Below are 22,085 nucleotides of genomic sequence, written 5' to 3' on the forward strand. Positions count from 1 at the left end.
GCTATTTTAATAAGAATGTCTTTAATGGTACTTGGATTACTGGATGAGATTAGAACTTTTGTACCATCGCTTGATGCGGAATATTTGCTTCCATAAATTCATCACCAACAGGTGAAAATCCCAGTTTACGGTAGAAATCAATGGCATGAGTCTGAGCACCTAAATCGACCTCGGGATACCCTTGCTGCTTGGCAAACTCAACCAACGTTGAGACTACTTTTGCACCAAGGCCTCGACCACGAGCCGCTTTTATTATTGCGATACGTCCAATATGACCATCAGATAGAATACGCCCAGTCCCCAATGCAACACCATCTTCCACAACAAGAACATGTGCAGCTTGATCGTCTAAACCATCAAATTCAATTTCAGGATCAATACATTGTTCTTTGATAAAGACGTCATCACGAACTTGGCGAATTAACTCACTGTATTGATGGTCAAATGCCACCATTTTAATTTCTAACATGATTTCCCTGTGTGCTTCTTGCTCTGATAAATATCAACCAATGAATAAGGCTTGTACAATAAAATTATCCAGTTACAAACCTTTCTTATATTGATGATGAATTGTCCCGATAATACCTGACTCTAACTGCTCTTGAGCTGTCATATCACCTTGAATATAACGACTAAACAGATTGACTAAAGTTGGCTTATCCAGATTCACCTGTGTTTCTGTTTTAATATCACGTAAATCAATCATAAAGCGAGTAAATTTATCAGGAAAATCAGTGACCGCAGATAAATTCATATAGTTCTGCTGACTATAAAGCGCATTGTGTGTACCCCGTTGCTTATCGAGTACAAATGAAGCCTCTTTTAAGCTTAAAATAGAGGCTGATTTATCACATTTACGTAAGCACTTATTATCGAATCGCTTTTTCTTACATCCCACTGTTTGATGGAACAGACACTGGCGGCTCATTAACATCATCAATGGGTGATAAATGCTGTAATACAATTCGAAATTCTCAGGACACACCATAGGGTTAATCTGCTTACGATTGATCTCGTTGGAGATAAACGCACCTTTGGCTTTAAACTCATCAGCAATACATTGAAGACTGAATGAGTTGGTAATATTAAGATAAGGTCCTGCGATCCAATCAATTTCATGCTGATAGGCAACATAAGCAATACCGTTATTGTTCGTCACCAATTGCTGAGGTTTGACTCGTTCAATAAACTCAACGGCAGCTTGGTAATTTTCACCAATTAAAATAGCTGGGAACCATGGAATCAAATGAGGATTTTGTTCAAACAGTGCCACCAGCGTTTCCAATTCCATCGAAAGCCCCTCTGGCATTGCATAATACAGCGCAACTTCATCACCATGACCCAGAGTCACATCTTTTGGTTCTGAGATCAGTACAGCCAGTTTAGGCGCTATTCCCGTAGGCTTACGATGATTAACCATATTACGCGGCTTAGGTGGCTCTATCGGTGCAACAATGGCAACATTACCATTTAAACGGTAACCCATTTGATCTTTTAGCTGAGCTAGTTCCGCAAATGGTACCGACAGTGCTTCATTTAAACCTTTCGTATTAAATTCAACAATCTCAAACTCCCCTTCATTGGCTAAACTCTGGAATCGTTTTTCCAACATATCATGGGTCAAAGTTTGCTTATTTGAGGCTCGAAGTACAGAGTCTGAGCACAGAACAAAATGATGATTTGGTGTCGTCACCGAGATCGATAATGGCTCACCTTCTTGCCCCGTTAGTACGATTGTCAGAGGTAATGAGCTAACATCCATATTGGCAGTTACTTGCTCAACGGTTTGAATAATCTCTGTTTTATCATCATAGAGTTTCTGCTTTACACCGTTGACCGCTTCTGGCGTTGTGCACTGATATACTTTAGTAAAATGCGTCACAGCATTATCACGAGGGTTATCAATAAACATATTCTTATTGATATCGCCTTGCAGATAAGAGTTAGAAAAATCACGGTTAAATACGGTATACAGTGATTTAGTATCAGTAAGCAGTGGTTGCTGATTCAGATAACGATCAATTTGCTGTCGCCACTGATCGACTACTGTATAAACATAGTGAGATTTCTTAATGCGTCCTTCTACTTTTAGTGAGTACACGCCAGCATCCGCTAGCTCTGCCATATTAGAAAACGCTGAGTTGTCTTTTAAGTTTAAAGGAAAATCTTTACCCGCAGCTGTTGTTTGGTACTGATCACGACACGGCTGACTACAACGCCCACGGTTACCTGAATTACCATTTTTCACCGAACTGATATAACACAATCCAGAGAAACCGATACAGTAAGAGCCATGAACAAACACTTCCATAAGTACATCATGTTGATGACCAAACTGAGCCAAGTGTTTAATCTCACTAATATTTAATTCGCGAGATAGGTTCACTCGGCTAGCTTGAAGCTGCTTTAAAAACAGGATTTGACCATCATTATGCGTATTGATTTGCGTGGAGGCATGAACATCTAATGTAGGGAAATGTTCTTTGATGATCGAGAACAAGCCTAAATCTTGTAGGATTACACCATCAACCTTGGTATTAACCAGTTTGTTTAGTAAACGAATAACCGCAGGAATTTCGCTGTCTAACACCACAATATTTAGGGTTAGAAAGATCTTACAATGATTCTTATGAGCCAAACGAATGATGCCGCTTAGCACATCAAAGGTGAGATTGGTGGCTCGGTTACGGGCATTAAAACTATCTAAGCCACAATAAATTGCATCAGCTCCTGCAGCAATCGCAGCTTTAATGGAGTCTAAATCACCACCAGGCGCTAATAATTCAAATTTATTCTGCATTACAATCTCACCACATTTTCTTTGTTATGTTTTCGGATGCGCTATTCTACGCAGGATACGATGCTCAGTCCAATTACGTGAGAGTCATCACACTTCCTATACCATTTACGCTGCCATAATTTAAATACCAACCTTTGTCTTGTTTGTAAGCCAAGGGATTCTCATTAAACCAAGCCCCTGCAACAAACAAGGGGACAAATATAAATTTATGGTATTTATCAAAATTATTAGTTGCCAAAACATACTGTTTGCGCATTAATAACGACAGTTACTTTATAAATCATACAAAAAGATCGAAGAGGCCTGATTTATGACTCAAACTCACGAACTGACTCAACAAGAAAAAGATGCTATCGAAGAGCTGGCAATTAATCGCGTAAATTACATGAATAGCGATCAGGTATTAGTTGAAGCTATCGACCAGAAAGTACATAACATGGAAGAACATCTAAAAGCATATTTTCATGAACGCTTCCATTTCCACCACACTAAAGCACAACAAAACTGATATCCCAGCCTTTAGCTCCTTATTGCTAAAGGCTTTTTTATAAAAAATAATAAAATAAGAAGAGAAGTAATGATGAGTTGGTTACACGGTTTTTACCGCTATATAAAACACTACTTTCCAAATGTTGGCTTGCGCCATTTACACACAACACTCGCGACTTTGATTATCTTACAAATACTCAATAGTAATTTAATCCACATGACTCATGATGGCGTTTTAAAAGAAGGTCCCTTTGCAACGCTTTTCTTGTGGTTCCATATCTGTATTGGCCTATTAGCGGTCTTTGCCACCATCGGTATGATCATATTCATGCTAACAAAGCAATCTTTTCGCCAATTTTTCCCCTACCTCTTTGGCGATAATGAAGTTTTAAAAGACGATATCAAACAGTTAATGAAAGGTAAGCTTCCAGAGCCTAGAGAAAAAGGACTGGGTAACATCATCCAGGGCTTGGGTATTGGTGCTCTTATTCTAATTGAAGCCGCTGCTCTTATTTGGTTAGCTCTTTGGGTTAGTCATTCACCGTACGCTAATGAATTCCGTGAATTACATAAAACGTTCACAGGCTTAATTGAAGTGTATCTGGTTGGACATGGTGGTATGGCATTACTTCACTTTATTGTTGAACGTAAACGCTTTATGACTAATGACTAATGACTAAGTAACAGGCTATATACCCAATCCAACTTCAAATATAAATGTTGGATTGGGTTTCTAACATGATTAACTGTCACTAAAGACCTGTTGATTAAACATTGCCGTTAGCAAATCAGCACTGCTTGCACTTCCCGTTAAGCCTAAATCTGCCGCTTGGATATTTTCTAATTCAATCTGTTGGGACTGACCATTTGTTGCAGAAACATCCATTACCACTTCTCCATTACTGGCATCGGCAACCACATTTGCTAATAGATCATCTAATGTCACCCCATCTCCATTTGGATCATCTAAAATATCAGCGATATCTATGCTATCTACACCTAATTCAAAATCGGTAACAGTGTCGATAAAGCCAGATAGATCAGCCAACTGCCAGTCGAAAGCGTCATCTCCCTCACCACCAGTTAAAATGTCATTTCCTAAACCACCACGGAGCACATCATTGCCAGCCCCAGCCTGTAAAATATCATTTTGATCACTGCCAACTAAGGTCTTATCTCCACTACCATCCACAACTAAATTACCATCAACAGCTGTCGAGGCACTGGCATCAATAGTGGGATCACTCGTTGGTTGTAAATAAACATCAAGTGTTAAATTATCAATCGATTGTTCTGTTTCACCATTAACACTCGATTGAGCACTAATCATCAATTGAGATGAACCTTGAGGTAAATCTTTAACATGTAATTGATCTAATTGACTGGCTGGAACTTCTATTACATCCATCGAAATTGGCGTTCCGATAGGACTTCCTTGGCTATTAACGATTGACGCCCCATTTAGCCCTGAGACTAAAACACTTAATTCATCAGGTACTGGATTTGCAACTGCTGCCATAATACCTAGCAAAGGAATCAAAACCCCAACAGAGCTTTGAATAACGGCGGTTTGTGGTGTAGTAAAAGAGATGGTTGGAATATCAGGCTTAGCTTGAATAGTAACAGGAATGGTTTTGGTATCGGTTTCGCTACTGACTCCAGTATTACCTTGGTCATCAACAAAAACCGTAATGGTATCCGAGCCAAAATAATCTGTATCTGCAGTATATTCAACTTGAGCCAATGCTTGATTAAGTGCGGTTAACTCTCCTTCTAGCTGTATACCACCTGATAGTTGAGTAATGGTTACACCACTTGATGCCGGAACAAATAATGCCCCATGATCGGCTCGTAGCGTCATGATAAGAGCACCACTGCCAGCATCAATATCATCCACACTGAGCCCAACAACTTGGGTCGAGATATCTTCATCAACCGTTAATGTCGAAGGAACAGTCAATACCGGAGGGTCATTAATCGGGGTGATGGTAATTGGAATGGTATCGGTATCACTCAATGGGCCAGGATCCCCCAAATTACCATTATCATTGGTCGTCATCACCAAAGCATCATTACCAAAGTAGTGGTTATCGGGGGTGTACTGCACACCACCTACCTGACTAAATAGCAGATTAATATCAGTTAACGAACCTGATAGTGTTACCTTCGTACTATCGTTACCAACAACACTGACTCCTGCTTGAGATGCTAAAGAGATAATACCTTGGGAAACAGTGAGCTGAACCGTCATTAACCCACTGCCTGAATCAGGGTCAGAAATACTCAACCCCGTTATCGATAATGCAGCATTTTCATCGGTCGTTAATGCCGTAGGATAATGATTAACAGGAGGATCATTTATGGGTTTAACTTCAATTTGAAAACTATCAATATCCTCTAACGGTCCGGGATCCCCTGTATTACCATTATCATTGGTGGTCATTGTAATGGTATCCAGTCCATTAAAATCAAGATCACCTTGATAATTAATACCTTGAGTCAAAGCGGCATTAATCGCATCCAATGAACCTTCTATTGTGATGCTTGCGGAACCGTCTCCTGTTACTGAAACCCCAGAGCTGTCCACAACCGAAATCGTTCCTGACTGTGCAGACAAAGTCACCCTCATATTGCCTGTTCCTTCATTAGCATCAACATCACTAATTCTTAGGCTGTTAATAAGCAATGGGGTATCTTCATTTACACTAAGTTGAGAGCTCGGTACTGTGTTTATTGGTGCATCATTTTCAGGGGTAATATGCAATGTGATAGGTTGGTTAATAGCCAGAGCATCAACGGCTGGGATTCCATTATCTACTGCTCGAATATTAAAATCTAAAACAATCTCACCATTAGCATCAACTGGATTAAAGACGAGATCATCCAGATCACTGCCCGCAACGGTAATAACCCAAGAACCATCACTTTGTTTTACCGCACTGCCATTATTTGGCGCATCAAATGTACTGGAGTCAGGCACATTGGTCACTACGATCAATAGCGTTTCTGGTGGGTTTTCGATCACACTACCAACAGGTGGAACCACACTGTCACTATCATCTCTTGCCTGTAATTTTAAGGATATATCAATAGGACTGTTCTCTTTCCCTTGATATTCAGTGGTAATATCTGAATCGACTCGGTCTGCAATGGGCTCTACATTGATATTAAGTTGAGTACTTTGCTCTTTAACATCTGGCAATAAATCTTCTTTGGTATAAACCGTTAAATTAATATCAAGCGTTCCGCTAAAATCTTTTGGTGGAACCAGCGACACACCAGCCAATGAGCCCGATTGTTGATCTGCAGGAATGGCAACAGACCACTCCCCACCACCTAAATTTTGAGCAGGTGCAGTTAGTGTAAAACCATCTGGGATATCAGTTAATTTGACCGAAACAATCGTCTCAGAACCATCGATATCCTCCATAGAAAAGCCAATACTGCCTAAGGAAATACCGTTAGTTTGATCTTCATTACCTGAGATCACTGCTTGGTCACCAGTAAAGATCACCTGATCATTAACGGGAATAATATCAAAACTTACCGTTGCGTTTACCGTACCGATATCTTGCTCTGTTGGTGGCGATGTTAGTGTGTAGTCAACGTTATCTTCAATGGTTGCGGCAACACTGATATCAACAGAGCCACTGTAATCCTGATGAGGCTTAAATAAGATGTCACCAAAACCGGCTGACGGTACAGTAATGGTTTGAACTTCACTTAGATTACCGCTGCCATCATCTTGTAAGAAGGCCCCTTTAGTGATATCAACGGAGAGCACCGCTTGAGTCATGGTTTCCAAACCTTCGGTCGTACTGGTGCTAATATCTGCAAGAGAAGAGCTTAAATCAAGTTGAATAATCCCGTCTTCATAAGCTTGATTTGGAATAATAACTTCTGGTTTTCCAGTTTCATCTGTTGGAAATTTATCGCTGTCCAAACCTTGAGTTTCCACAACCCCAATGTCTAAACTTGGTGCTCCTGCAGGAGGAACATCGACAATCGGAGCTATTCTCACCGTCACAGGCAAATCTTTTAGCTCTGTATCACCGCTGTTTTTATCTGTTGTTACAATACGAGCATTAAACTGAAAATCACCTGCATAATCTTCAGGTAACTTAAATGTGATTAAGCTAAGGTCAACTGTACCAATGGTGCCATTATCAAGCACATCTGCTGAAAAAACATATTCATCTTTTACGAAGTCAAACTTCATACCTGAAACAATTGTGCCCGCGGGTAAATCACTCCCAACAATAACTATCGACAGCACATCATTAGCCTGATCGTGATCGTTTGCTCCAATAACTAAATAGTCATCTAACTGATCACCCAAATTAACTGTTTTGTCCTCATCTCCTGTGATAACAAAATCGATAGGATCAGTGCTGATATCTCCTGCCATATCTGGAGAAGTGGAAGTATTCGGTGAGAAATCGAGAGTAATGGTGTCATTGAAAACCACTAAGTTACTCACATCGCCTTCACCATTGTCACCTAAATCCTGTACTTCAGCCCAAATCGTAACATCAACAATTTTATCAAAACCATTTGGAGCAATAATTTTGAGATTACTTAATTCAGAAGCGGTTACTGTCCAATCACCTTTACCATCATTAGTTCCACCAATAACCACAAAGTCATCATTTATTGGCGTGCCATCGGTGGCTGTATCAGGAAAATCAATCACAACCTCATAAATAACCTCATGACTTTGATTTTCAATAACAGTTGAATCAAGCGCTTTAGAAAAACTTAATTGACCTTGAGACTGAGCTCCTGTGGAAAGGTCAATGACCCCATCTGTTGTACTGGTAATATTAGTAATAACCGTTCCATTATCCGTAACTTGTAGCTCACCATCTGGTTCAACGACAGCTTGGATATCAACGGTTAATGTTCCCGTTATCTCTTTTGTTGCAGTAGGCTCACCATCATTGTCCGTTTGTTCTATGGTTAGTACCGAATGAAACGTTACGTCTCTATCTGAATTATCAGGAGCCCGAATTTGAAGCAAACTGCCCGACTGCAGAGCATTCACTTGCAAAGGCGTTAATGTGACAGCCCCACTCACTAAAGATAATGGTGAACCATCGATTAATAACTGATAGTCACTTGGAACATCTTTAAATTGAATACCAACAATATGTTCTTGGCTATCAACAAATCCTTGCGCAGTTCCAGGCTTCCAATTGACCGTATTATTTTGATCCTCAAAAGCATGGCCTGAGGTGGTAATAGAGTAATCCCCCGCATCAATTACAGGGGCAATATTAATCAAAATATCGCGCTCAAAGGTTTTTACATCACCGTCATCCTCGGTTACAACTACGCGAGCTTTTAGTGGTATGTCTTCTGTGCTGTGTTGGGGGGGAACCACTTCTATATTGGCAAGCGAAGCAATAGAAACCTCATACATTGGATTGCCATGACTATCGACACCTGCATAAACAAGGGAAGTGCTATCACCTGTTTTATCTCGCAGAGTAACCCCGACAGGAATATCATAAATCACCATACTGAGTGATTCAGAATGATCAATTGGCTGACGTAAAGGTATTTCACCTGTTATTACGTCAAAATCGAGCGTTGCTGTCGTGTCTTCTAAAATAAGCGTTTCGATTCCTTTATCTGGCGTATTATCAATAAATGCCCATTCCCCAATATCCAGAACGCCATTACCGTTAGGATCGATATCGATGACCACATTGGGAATATCTGATACGCCTTTCAAGGCAACTTCGATTGGTTTAGCAGGAGTAATAAATATATCTTGCGCTGGATTTAAGAGACCCGAAGGATCGGTTAACGTGGCGTGATCTTTAACGACACCTTGCACGGTAAAAGAAAAATCTAAATTACTCTCAGGTGTAGGTTTTAGAAATGCATTTCCTAATTCACTATAGAGAATTTCATAAACTCCAGAGCCTGGTGTTAACTCTGTAACCTCGACGCCATTTAGTAATAATTCTCCATCAATAGGAAGATCAGAAAAACGTAAATATAACGTCTCGGAACCGTCAGTATCTACGGTATTGGCTAAAGTAATATGGCCAGATAACGCTATCAGCTCATCTTCTAACGATTCAACCCGAGTTACTTTTAATGTTGTGGCATCGGCAATCGGTTCTACGTTAATTACAATCTCTTTTACAATAGAGTCTGCGGTGCGCTGGCCAGAAACATAAACGTGTTTTTCTTTACTTTCGGCCACAACTTCAAGCTTAATATCACCACTAAATTGGTCATTAGGATTTACAGTCACTGAATGAATATGCTTTGCCGCAATTTTATATTGGTTATTTCCTAAATCTGAAATCCCCGTACCTTCCAGCACACCATTAATATTGCCATTACTATCAGGCACCAGAGTAATAATATAAGAAAGTGTCTCGGACCCATCCGTGTCATTTAAATTGGCTTTTAGCTGCAGGGCAACATTAGCATCATCTTCAGCAACCGTGTAATGCGTTATTGTCTGAGCATCATCCCATGTAGGTACATCAGCAATACCTTCTACTGTGATAGTAAAACTGGCAGTTTGTGTTGGGTGATCTTGGGCGGCTCCGGATGTTGTTCCCACAGTGATCGCAATATCATAGTTCAGATCACCATTAATCGTTGAGAAATCAGCATTCGGGATAAAACTAACACCCACTAACTGATAATTCACACCATCACTACTGATAAAAGCTGAAGGTGGTACAACATATGACAGACCATCAGAGCTCAGTGCTAATGGCGATCCATTGTAATAAAAGATGCCATGAACGGTCGCGGGTATGGGTATGGGTATGAGAGCAGTATCAATAAACTCGCCACGATCATCATCACCAATACTAATTTGTACATTAATAGGCTCACCAATAGCAGGATTAAGTAAGCTTTCATCAGGATCAGGGTGACGCCCCTCATCTTCATAGGCAATGACAGGGCTGGTCACAATCACAACCGGGTCTTGGTCGCTAATATTTAAGGTAATATTACGTAATTCTGTATCACCATCGCCATCGGTTACTCGATACTGCACAACATGTGTTAGAACCTCATCAATATGCTTGATATGGGGCTCGGGTTCAAAAGAAACTTCTCCTGTAGCTTGAATGGCTAAAGAGCCAAGTAACTGCCCCGTATCATCATGAATATCGAAATAATTAATACCAGGGCTTGTTAATGCATGCTCTTGATTAAGATCGATGATAGCAACCACTTTTGCGCCATCAGCCCCTTCGCCAGCAACAGAAAGTACATCTTGTTGATTCGTTGCGCTGTCTCCTTCTGTGATAGAAAAACTAATATTTTCTCCATTTGGCAAATCATCAACGATAGTAACAGGTAAGGTAACATGTGCACTAAGATCGTTATCCGCATCAACGGCTTGTACAGGTAACCGAACCGTTAACTCATCAGCCCCTTGCAGTGGGTGATCAATTGCACCTAACAAGGTAAATTGATAGTGGCCAAGTGTTGAAAGCGAAACGGTAAAGATAACCCGGCCACCTGCTACTCCCTGATATTGACCACTGCCCAAATCTTGCAATAAAACGGGCTCTCCTTGGCTTTTAATATGGGTATTATCAGAAGAAAACTGTTTAGTATCAAAGAGGTAATTAATAACAGCATCACTTCCTTCTTTTACCGCTACTATACCGCTAGCTGTTTGTTCTGGTTGATTTGGCGTTGACCCTTGGTGATTAGCTCCCCCGCTATCAATATCACTTTCTTCCACTTTAAGAGGTTCTGTTGAAATAATCTGCGGGAAAACACCATCATTAATTGTGACTGAAACAGGAATGGCATTGGTCAACCAATCTTGATCGGTATCTTGAATTTGTAATTGCAGATCAATCACTATCTGCTCACCATTAACACTCACAAATCCAGAACTATCTGCGGTTTGATTATGATTTAGGGGCTGATATTGTCTAACTGTTACCGATACATCGGCATCCAATCCATTTGCACTATTGGTGGCCGTTAGTACTAACTCAAGATAGGTCTCAGTTCCTAGCGAACCAATAAGGGTCGATGTGGCAGCATCATAGTGATAGCTTAATGTTTGCCCATTTGACGTTACATCATTGGTCAGTTCATTAAGTAAACTGGCAAGCTGACTTGATGCTATCGTTATTGAGTTTGGCTCCAACCGATCAATACCCGCACTTACCGTTAACTGAGCAGTATCAAAAACGGGATAACCATCTATGCTTCCTCTTATTTCACTCAGGCTACCTTCCGTAATATCCAGACTTTGATCTCCTGTAACAGAGCCATCAGAATCAGTACCATCAGAAATAATAATTTGTAACAAACCATCGGTAACAGTGACATCATCATCCTTGTCAGTAGCAATAACGGCTAGGCTCAACTCTGTCGTATCAGAGGTATTTGTTTGGTCTAACGGTTGAGTTTGCACAATTTGGTAACTGCCATCAGTTTGTACCGTAACCGTCAATACAGTAATAGAGGGATTATCTTTTCTTACTAAAGTCAGTTGGTTATCCACCACTTGATACTGAGTAGAGTAGCCATGACTGGTTAACCCATCTAAACTTGGTTGCTTGGTGGAAAAAACCAAAGATGCAATAACATCACTACCGATATTTAGACCAATCGCACCATCAGCAGTGCCTACTTCCACTAAAGTTGTGCCAGGATCCGTTGTAAATTGAGGTATATCACCATCATCAATGCGAACAGTAATATCTAAAGGGTGTGACAGTGGATCACCATCGGTATCAAACAATTGCAGAGGCATGTCGAACGCGATTTCAGTACCATTTGCCGTTACATAACTACCGCTATAAGGAAGATGATCAAGCGGAAGATGTTGCTCTAAATGATATAGGACTTGAACATTACTGTTGTCTTGCGTTGGTGTAATGGTTAGGGCAAATACCAATTGACTCGTACTGACCGCGTTAGCCTGCCATGTCATCTCTCCCGTGGCACTATCTTGAGTAAAGGTTACCGATAAGGCATCCCCTTGGGAGGTGAGTTGTTCTAATTCTTGGATGATCTGGTTTTTCAAATTGGCATCAATGGCTAATGAACTGGCAACTAAGTCATCATCGGTTGCCAATAACACCCACTTTTTCTCTATTTGCACTGGGTATTGTTGTGTTGACGGACCAATTTCAGGTGGAACCAAATCACCTTCAACAACCATCATATCGCCCGTTGTCCCGTCAGGGTTTTCTCCATCGGTAATTTCTAACGATAAGGTGGACGCTTTACTTCTATCGCCATCAAAATCGATCACATCAACCGCTAAATCGATGTGAATTTTATTGCTACCAGCAGGCTCATCCAACGGTAAATACTGTTTGATGACATAACGTCCATCATCAGCGATCTCTAACGACAATACCGGGGTTGTGGTACCTAAAAGAACCAATGTCATTTGATTGGGATGACTGGCATCGAACAGTACTTCGGTTGCTTGGCCGTTACTGGTTAATCCTGCAAACGCGTTTTGAGGATCGTTAAATTCAACCGTTTTTATCTGATCGCTATTGGTATTAACGGTCAATTGCCCTGTAATTTCTTGAACTTGAGGGTTTTGTGGATCGTAACTTTCTGTCCAAGCAATATTGCGCCCCACAATACTCGGTGGCTCACCATCTTGTAAAATAACCTGCGCGGTTGCGGGTACATCAAGAAAATCATCATCACTATCGTGGCACTGAACAGGAATGTCTATGGTGATAGCATCATCGGTGACTTGAACATATTGACCTCCAGCATACACATTAGGATCGTGATCCAGCGGCAAATGTTGTTCGGCAGCGACCGTTAGTTCTACTCCCAATCCGCCACCAGAAGTATTCACTGCGGTTGGCGTTAGCGTAACGGTTAATACTGTTTGATTTTGACTATCAACTCCGGTTAATAACACACTGTATGGAGATGGTGTACTGCTTACCGTAAAGGTTAGAGCTAAACCTGAGGCGGTTAATTGCTCCAACTCAGCCACCAATAATGCTACCTGCCCACTATCGATGACGACGCTATCTGGCACCAAATCATCATTTAACGCGGGGATTGTTACCGAACCTTGACCTTGTGTTGGGTAGGTCATTGGATCGAGGTCGCCCTCTTGATTAACGGCTTGAGCAATCAACCCTTGTCCATCAGGATTGATACCATCCAATATTCCTATCAATAAATGACCGACATTACTGGTGTCATCGTCTTTATCTGTCACCGTCACATCCAGTGATAACTCGGTTAGGTTGGTCGTTGGGTCTTGATCTATAGGATGATACTGAGTCAGACTGTAACTGCCATCAATGGCTAAAGTCACATCAAAGACGGTTTGCTCCGCCGAGGTTGCTGTCGCGGGAATATAGACGGTCAGGACATTGCCCGATACTCTAAAATCGGTTTGGTGACCGTTACTGGTAAGCCCTTGTAAACTGGCTTGATCTAGCAAGAAGTTAGCATGGTCTATTTTATCACTGCCAACAATAACATTAATTTGCCCGGTTACGGTTTGAGTCGCAAGTGTTTCAGTAATAAGAGTCTGAGCACCATCTTGCAGCACAGGATCATTTCCGTCCAAGATATCGATAACTAACTCACCGATATTGCTTTGGTCATTATCTTTATCTGTCGCCTGAACCTGTAAACTAAGCGAGATCAGGTCTGTGGCAGTTGGCTGATTTAGAGGCAAGAACTGATCGACTTGATAGGTACCAGCCTTATCTATGGTCACTGTCAGCACATTAGCATCACTACCAACTACCTTAAGTGCTAACTCATTATCTGTAACGGTAAAATACGTCGCCTCACCATTGCTTAATAAGCCTTGTAAGCTTGGTTGATCAGATAGAAAAATTAATTTCGCAATCTCATCACTGCCGATATTCAGTCCAGCAGAGCCTGTTGTTGAACCAATTTCCGTTAACTGAGCACCACCGCCAGGAGCAAAATGGGGAATATCACCATCATCAATGCGAACGGTAATATCTAAAGGGTGTGCCAGCGGATCACCATCGGTATCAAACAATTGCAGAGGCATATCGAACGCGATTTCAGTACCATTTGCCGTTACATAACTACCGCTATAAGGAAGATGATCAAGCGGAAGATGTTGCTCTAAATGATATAGAACTTGAACATTGCTGTTGTCTTGCGTTGGTGTAATGGTTAGGGCAAATACCAATTGACTCGTACTGACAGCGTTAGCCTGCCATGTCATCTCTCCCGTGGCACTATCTTGGATAAAGGTTACCGATAAGGCATCCCCTTGGGAGGTGAGTTGTTCTAATTCTTGGATGATCTGGTTTTTCAAACTGGCATCAATGGCTAATGAACTGGCAACTAAGTCATCATCGGTTGCCAACAACACCCACTTTTTCTCTATTTGCACTGGGTATTGTTGTGTTGACGGACCAATTTCAGGTGGTACCAAATCACCTTCAACAACCATCATATCGCCCGTTGTCCCGTCAGGATTTTCTCCATCGGTAATTTCTAACGATAAGGTGGACGCTTTACTTCTATCGCCATCAAAATCGATCACATCAACCGCTAAATCGATGTGAATTTTATTGCTACCTGCAGGCTCATCCAACGGTAAATACTGTTTGATGATATAACGTCCATCATCAGCGATTTCTAACGACAATACCGGGGTTGTAGTACCTAAAAGAACCAATGTCATTTGATTGGGATGACTGGCATCGAACAGTACTTCGGTTGCTTGGCCGTTACTGCTTAATCCTGCAAACGCGTTTTGAGGGTCATTAAATTCAACCGTTTTTATCTGATCACTATTGGTATTAACGGTCAATTGCCCTGTAATTTCTTGAACTTGAGGGTTTTGTGGATCGTAACTTTCTGTCCAAGCAATATTGCGCCCCACAATACTCGGTGGCTCACCATCTTGTAAAATAACCTGCGCGGTTGCGGGTACATCAAGAAAATCATCATCACTATCGTGGCACTGAACAGGAATGTCTATGGTGATGACATCATCGGTAACTTGAACATATTGGCCTCCGGCATACACATTAGGATCGTGATCCAGCGGCAAATGTTGTTCGGCAGCGACCGTTAGTTCTACTCCCAATCCGCCACCAGAAGTATTCACTGCGGTTGGAGTTAGCGTAACGGTTAATACTGTTTGATTTTGACTATCAACTCCGGTTAATAACACACTGTATGGAGATGGTGTACTGCTTACCGTAAAGGTTAGAGCTAAACCTGAGGCGGTTAATTGCTCCAACTCAGCCACCAATAATGCTACCTGCCCACTATCGATGACGACGCTATCTGGCACCAAATCATCATTTAACGCGGGGATTGTTACCGAACCTTGACCCTGTGTTGGGTAGGTCATTGGATCGAGGTCGCCCTCTTGATTAACGGCTTGAGCAATCAACCCTTGTCCATCAGGATTGATACCATCCAATATTCCTATCAATAAATGACCGACATTACTGGTGTCATCGTCTTTATCTGTCACTGTCACATCCAGTGATAACTCGGTTAGGTTGGTCGTTGGGTCTTGATCTATAGGATGATACTGAGTCAGGCTGTAACTACCATCAATGGCTAAAGTCACATCAAAGACGGTTTGCTCAGCCGTGGTTGCCGTTGCGGGAATATAGACGGTCAGGACATTACCCGAGACTCTAAAATCAGTTTGGTGACCATTACTGGTAAGCCCTTGTAAACTGGCTTGATCTAGCAAGAAGTTAGCATGGTCTATTTTATCACTGCCAACAATAACATTGATTTGCCCGGTTACAGTTTGAGTCGCAAGTGTTTCAGTAATAAGAGTCTGAGCACCATCTTGCAACACAGGATCATTTCCGTCCAAGATATCGATAACTAACTCACCGATATTGCTTTGGTCATCATCAAAGTCTGTCGCTTGTACCGATAAAATAAGTTGCTCAAGGTTCGTATCTGTAGGCTGATTAAGAGGAAGATACTGGTTAACGGTATAACGTCCATCAAGATCAATTTCTACAGTAAGAACGATTTGCTGACTCCCCTCTACTTTCAATGAAAGCTTATTTGCCACAACCTCATAATAGGTAGGAAGACTATTACTTAATAATCCATCTAAGCTACTCTGCTGCGGTAAGAAATCCAGCGTCTTTAATGTATCACTACCAAGATCTATGGCCAGAGAGCCATCCCCTCGAACTGGTTGGGTACTGTTATCTAAAGGATCGGTGATTGATATACTTGATGATGCTGCAAGTTGTGGTGCCATACCATCTTGTATGGTGACATCAAGCTGCGCCGGTTTTTGTAATACATCACCGTCTGTCGTGGTTGCTTGTAGTGACAACGAAAAATTCAGTAACTCACCATTCATAGTCAGGTGCTGAGTGCCTAACCCTGCTGGCAATTCATCAATTGGGATATTCTGCTCAATCGATACATTCACCGTGATATTTAAGATATCGCTCTGACTTGGAGTTAAAACTAACTTTAATGCTGGCTGCCCAGTTTCAAGCAGACCTGTCAGTGTCAGTTGTCCGGATGATAATTCAACAACAGAAAACTGCAGTGATTGTCCTGCACTGGTTAGTAAATTAAGCTCATCCAGTAATAAATTAAGATCAGATTCAACAAAATGAAGGGTATTAGCAAGTAAGCGGTCAAAACCGGCATCTATAACAAAAGAGGATTGATTTGAAACGGGATATTGCTCTGCCACTACTGCGCTATCGAGATCCCCCTCAGTTAAAATAATATCTCCAGTATTACCGCCAGGAGGAGCATTACTGTCTTCAATAATAACGGTTATTGTGCCGATATTACTGTTATCACCGTCGAAGTCCGTAACAAAATAGTTCAGGGGTAAGATAAGATCAGCTAACGTTTCTGATTGATCCACAGGAAAATAGGATGTCACCACATAATCACCTGAGGTTTGTAACTCAACCGTCAGTATTAAGGTATCGGGATGATCAACATAACTTAGTGCCACTCGGTTACCTTCCACTTGATATTGAGTGGCGAGCCCTTCACTGGTAATCCCAACTAAGCTTGGTTGTAACTCTGAAAATGCAATTGAAGCAATATTATCACTGCCAATATCAATTTGAGTAACCCCTGAGACACTATGAGCCGTTAAACTTTCCTCGATTCTAACCGTGCTATCGCTTGAAACATTAGGCAATACACCATCATTGATAATCCCTTCTATGGTTAGACTATTAAGCGGCGCATTGTTGCCAACATCATATATTTCAATATCAAATAAAATTCTTAGCTGTTGATCTGTAATTGAAATAAACGAAGAATCTATCTTATCTCGATGATCTATCGGCATTTGTTGATTAATGGTCAACGTAACATTAGCATCGATACCATTATTGGCTTGTGAGGCAGATAAAACAAAGCGAATCACTTCATTTCCATCAACTGTACCCACCAGCGATTGAAAATCAGTATCATAGCTAAATATTACTTTTTGTTGGCTCGATGTGATTGTTTGATTGAGTAAATTCAGTAATTGTCCCCGACTTTCTGGCGCAAATTGAACCGATTCAGGGTTTAAAGGGAGAGAACCCGCGTCAACCAAGAGTATGGTCGATGCTGTAATGGGGTACGTTTTAGGTTCCAGATCACCTTCAGTTAATTCAATAGCACCAGACTCACCGCCTTCAGATGGAAAGTAAACCTCTGGATCATCATCAAAAGCCTGAGCTTGGGGTTGATAGTACGTTTCAAAACCCGCTTCAGCTAATAGTTGGTCATTATCATATTGAATTTCAACATCACCTGTATTGGCGGCGTGTTCACTGATATTTACACTAGAGTCGCTACCTGCATCTGGTGGCGTAAAAGCTTGAGTAGGATCTTTACCTTCTAAAACTAAATTAAAAAACTTTTGAATATCTAAATTGATTTTAGGTGCTTCGTTAAGGGCCTCATTTTCAATCAAGACATCAAAAGGCAACGTAAAACCAATTCCTGTTAAATCAACAAAAAGGTTAGGAGAGTTTGACTGAGCGATAATCGCCGCAACGCTATGAGGCTCAATCACATAAAAGTCATGACCTACAAGGACACTAATATTCGCATTATCAGCAGTAATAACAACTTCACCTGGGTAAAGTATTTGCCCATCAATAACAGGTTCTAGTTTCCCTCGCCCATCATAACTGTATGCATTTCCATTTACACCCACAACAATAATGGGCTCATCAACCTCAACCCTAAACATATCAACCCCGGTTATATCAATAATGATTCACGATAAAGTTAACAAACATGCAACATATCAAGTATGGGTCATAGGATTTTTCAAAACCAAACAAAATTGATACAAATCAAAAATAACAAGTTAACACCAGCAAAACATTGAACTAATTAAATATCTAAAAAAAAGATAATCTTTGGCTTACTCCCATAGATTTCGGTAAAATTTGCTTTTAATTAATTCATGTAGAAAAGAAGATAATGATCGACTTTGCTGTACTTCCCGTCTATCTCACCGCGGTAATTGCCCTATTATTAATTCCAGGTCCAGACATGCTGCTAATAACATCATCCAGTTTAAGCTATGGTCGTAAGGTGGGCGTATTTGCAAGTTTAGGTAACGCGACTTCTGGAATTATCCTAACTTTATTAGCGTCAATGGGTGTTTCTGCATTAATTGCAATGAACCCAATGGCATTAGAAGCTTTACGAATTTTAGGGGGTGCATACTTATTAAAGATGGGATGGGACTGCATTAGAACACAACATGTCGATGGCCCTGAACATCTACAAAAAACAAAAAGTATGGCATCAACTCTCTATCGCCGTGCTGTGATCAGTAATCTACTTAACCCTAAGGCTCTACTTTTCTTTGTTCTCTTTTTGCCTCAGTTTGTTTCCACGCACATTAAAGCGTCTTCTGGCGAACAGATGCTAGTACTTGGCTTACTCTTAAATGTTTTAGGATTACTGTTTAACTTATTTCTCGTATCTATGGTTGGTAGCGTGGGTAAATCTCTACTTAAAAGTGAAAAATTCCGCACTAATCAACATAAATTTATGGGTATTATTTTCTTTATTCTGGCAATTTGGTTACTGGCCTCACAAGTTGCAGCCCCTGCGGTTAACGCATAATTTCCCCCTCTCCTCCCTACCTTTGGGAGGAGTTATTTCCTCTATCTGGTCAAACCTGATTGAATTTGACAAAGAACAAACACAGCCCAATAAATCATCATATAAATTAATGCTATAACCTCATTCATTGAGATACGCTATTAACACATTAATCAATATTTACATTCTTTTACGCTAAAACCTGACTATAGGGCTTGAATCTAGCGATATAAAGCCACATATATAAAGGATATGTTTTTCTGTTTTTTATTTTCATATCAAATAGATAAACATTTAATCATACAGACTGAATAAATAGATGGTTCATCCTAGCAAATCTGAATTTTTTTGCTAACAATCAACTAACTGTAATGGGTCAATTATTTATTTAGGTTTGTAGTTCGTGCGACATTTTTCACTTTTTTCACCCTTTTAATGCGCACATAACGATACAACCTGTAATAAATGCAGGGAAAGCATTAAGGATTTATATGATAACTCACGTTGGCATTATCGATCAGGATCCAGTAAGACTGATCACCCCCCTTCTTGATCACGGTGTACCCGCAGACAAGATGATTTTTATTGGTATTGAAAACCAGTATGAGCAATACGAACGTCTCGCTTCCATTCTAACTCCACGCAATATTAAGGTTGAGTTTTTTGAAGTGCCTGATGTCATCAATATTGCAGCAATTCGCAGTCGGTTAGAAGAATTAGCGGCACGATTAAAAGATACCAGCGGTGAGATTTGGTTTAATGCCAGTTGTGGTCTTCGCCATCGATTACTGTCTGCTTATGAAGTGTTCCGTACCTTCCATTGGCCCATCTATGTTATCGAGCCTTACAGTGATGAAATGTGCTGGCTCTACCCTTCCGATAGAGAACAACAACAAGTTGAAGACCGTATCCAACTAACAGATTACCTAACTATTTTTGGTGCGCGTAGTGAGCTGCCAGAGCACAATATTCCTGACTCTTTAAACGAGCAATTATGGGAGTTGGGTCAACGTTGGGCAAGTTCCGCACTCGAGTTAGGCCCAGGTCTTGCGACACTAAACTACCTAGCAACAACATGTCGTAAAGAACAAAAATTGGATGTTGAGCTAAGCGAAAAACAGCAAGGCTATAAAGAGTTAGGTACATTAATTGCTGACCTTGAAGAAACCGGAATGGCTCATTACCATGAAGGTATTCTGACCTTTAAACACGAAGAAGCTCGCCGCTTTGCTAATGGCGAATGGCTAGAGAACTTAGTGCACCTAACTGTTCGAGCTATTCAAAATGAACTGCCAACTATCCAAGATCATTCGTTAGGCGTTCAGGTTTATCGTAAAATTGGTGATCGCGAAGTTCGCAATGAACTGGATGTGGCAACGATTGTTAATAACAAACTACACATTATTGAATGTAAAACAAAAGGCATGCGTGAAGACGGTGATGATACGCTTTATAAGCTAGAATCCCTTCGAGATTTATTAGGTGGTCTACAAGCTCGTGCCATGTTGGTAAGTTTCCGTCCACTGCGTCATCATGACCTAGTTCGTGCTCAAGATTTGGGACTTGCCATTATTGGTCCTGATCAACTAGGCGATTTACAAACCCATTTGTATGAATGGCTAAAAGGTGCCGGTGGCCAAGCGCATAATATTGCGTAATAAAGAAATCAAAAACGGGAGAGTCTAACTTTCCCGTTTTTTATTACTGACAACAAAAAGCCGATGTTATAGCTACTCATTAAAAGCGTATAACATCGGCTTTATTAGTATTTGATAATGCTCTGATAGCGATTATTCAGCTAGCATGCGACGTGCAGCATCAACAACAACTTTAATTGATTTAGCTTCAGTCTCTTTTAAAGTTGCGTGATCTGGGATCTCTTTTTGAGTACGGTTAATAATTACACCCGCAACACAACCCGCGCGTAGACCTGAACTTGCACACATAGTTAATAGTGTTGCAGATTCCATCTCAAAGTTCAGAACACCCATTTCTTGCCACTCTTTCATTGAGCCTTGGAAACGGCGAACAACACGACCAGTGAATGTGTCATAGCGCTCTTGACCTGGGTAGAAAGTATCGCTTGATGCAGTAACACCAGTATGAACGGTTAAACCTTCATCATCACAAGCATTCTTCATTGCAGTTGCCACATCAAAGTCAGCAACAGCTGGGAATTCCATTGGTGCAAAGTGTAGACTTGCGCCATCTAAACGAACAGAACCAATAGTAACGATCATATCGCCGACGTTGATATTAGGCTGAATAGCACCAGTTGTACCAACACGTAAGAATGTACGAACACCTAATTGTGCAAGTTCTTCCACTGCAATCGATGTTGATGGACCACCGATACCTGTAGAACAAACAACAACAGATTTACCATCTAATTTTGCACGGTAAACAGTGTATTCACGAGAGCTAGCAAGAAACTCAGGCTCATCCATAAGATTAGCAATTTTTTCAACACGAGCTGGATCGCCTGGAATGATAGCAAGCGTTGCGCCATTAAGATCAGCTTGATTCACGCCTAGGTGGAAAACTTTGTTGTCAGACATAATCTTATCCTTTTTTGTCTTGCCGCTCTGAGGTAGGTACAGAAATTATCGGCTCATGAATTATGATAATTTTCGACAGTGTTTAGTCACAAATAATTATGAGTATAAGCACTCTCGAAACTTGTAAAAAGCAGAAAAAAGATACACTTTACTTGGCATCTTTCCTCTCA

The 22,085-nt window shown here is 40.9% G+C and carries 8 protein-coding genes; 4 read left to right on the plus strand and 4 right to left on the minus strand.

Annotation, left to right across the window (positions count from 1 at the left end; genetic code table 11):
• Positions 1-49 precede the first annotated feature (49 nt).
• Together WAX86_RS09720 and WAX86_RS09725 are read right to left on the minus strand one after the other, a co-directional pair.
• Positions 50-469, minus strand: a complete 420-nt coding sequence (locus WAX86_RS09720) for a GNAT family N-acetyltransferase (RefSeq protein ID WP_069532573.1) — start codon at positions 467-469, stop codon at positions 50-52.
• Positions 470-541: 72 nt separating this feature from the next.
• Entirely contained in the window at positions 542-2,800 is a 2,259-nt protein-coding gene (locus tag WAX86_RS09725; protein WP_341488719.1) for a U32 family peptidase, read from the minus strand.
• A gap of 310 nt (positions 2,801-3,110) precedes the next feature.
• Here WAX86_RS09725 and WAX86_RS09730 point away from each other — a divergent pair, with 310 nt between their 5' ends.
• Together WAX86_RS09730 and WAX86_RS09735 are read left to right on the plus strand one after the other, a co-directional pair.
• Entirely contained in the window at positions 3,111-3,308 is a 198-nt protein-coding gene (locus tag WAX86_RS09730) for a hypothetical protein (protein WP_065170975.1), read from the plus strand.
• 69 nt (positions 3,309-3,377) lie between these two features.
• Positions 3,378-3,962 (plus strand): cytochrome b/b6 domain-containing protein, encoded by a 585-nt coding sequence (locus WAX86_RS09735; protein WP_239970621.1) that lies wholly within the window; start codon positions 3,378-3,380, stop codon positions 3,960-3,962.
• 69 nt (positions 3,963-4,031) lie between these two features.
• Here WAX86_RS09735 and WAX86_RS09740 read toward each other — a convergent pair whose 3' ends face one another.
• Positions 4,032-18,488, minus strand: coding sequence for a retention module-containing protein (locus WAX86_RS09740; RefSeq protein ID WP_341488720.1), 14,457 nt, complete (start codon positions 18,486-18,488; stop codon positions 4,032-4,034).
• A gap of 236 nt (positions 18,489-18,724) precedes the next feature.
• On the opposite strand from WAX86_RS09740, the gene WAX86_RS09745 reads away from it, so the two are divergent.
• On the plus strand, positions 18,725-19,378 hold the full coding sequence (locus WAX86_RS09745; RefSeq protein WP_044175208.1) for a LysE family translocator: 654 nt from the start codon (positions 18,725-18,727) through the stop codon (positions 19,376-19,378).
• Between the two features lie 470 nt (positions 19,379-19,848).
• Complete coding sequence (locus WAX86_RS09750; protein ID WP_065172589.1) at positions 19,849-21,015, plus strand: Card1-like endonuclease domain-containing protein; 1,167 nt, start codon at positions 19,849-19,851, stop codon at positions 21,013-21,015.
• Between the two features lie 132 nt (positions 21,016-21,147).
• On the opposite strand, the gene udp is transcribed toward WAX86_RS09750, so the two are convergent.
• Positions 21,148-21,915: a uridine phosphorylase gene (udp, locus tag WAX86_RS09755; RefSeq protein ID WP_005298552.1), complete on the minus strand. Its 768-nt coding sequence runs from the start codon at positions 21,913-21,915 to the stop codon at positions 21,148-21,150.
• Positions 21,916-22,085: the final 170 nt, after the last annotated feature.

Origin of the sequence: Photobacterium damselae subsp. damselae (assembly GCF_038086725.1) — a bacterium.
GTDB lineage: Bacteria > Pseudomonadota > Gammaproteobacteria > Enterobacterales > Vibrionaceae > Photobacterium > Photobacterium damselae.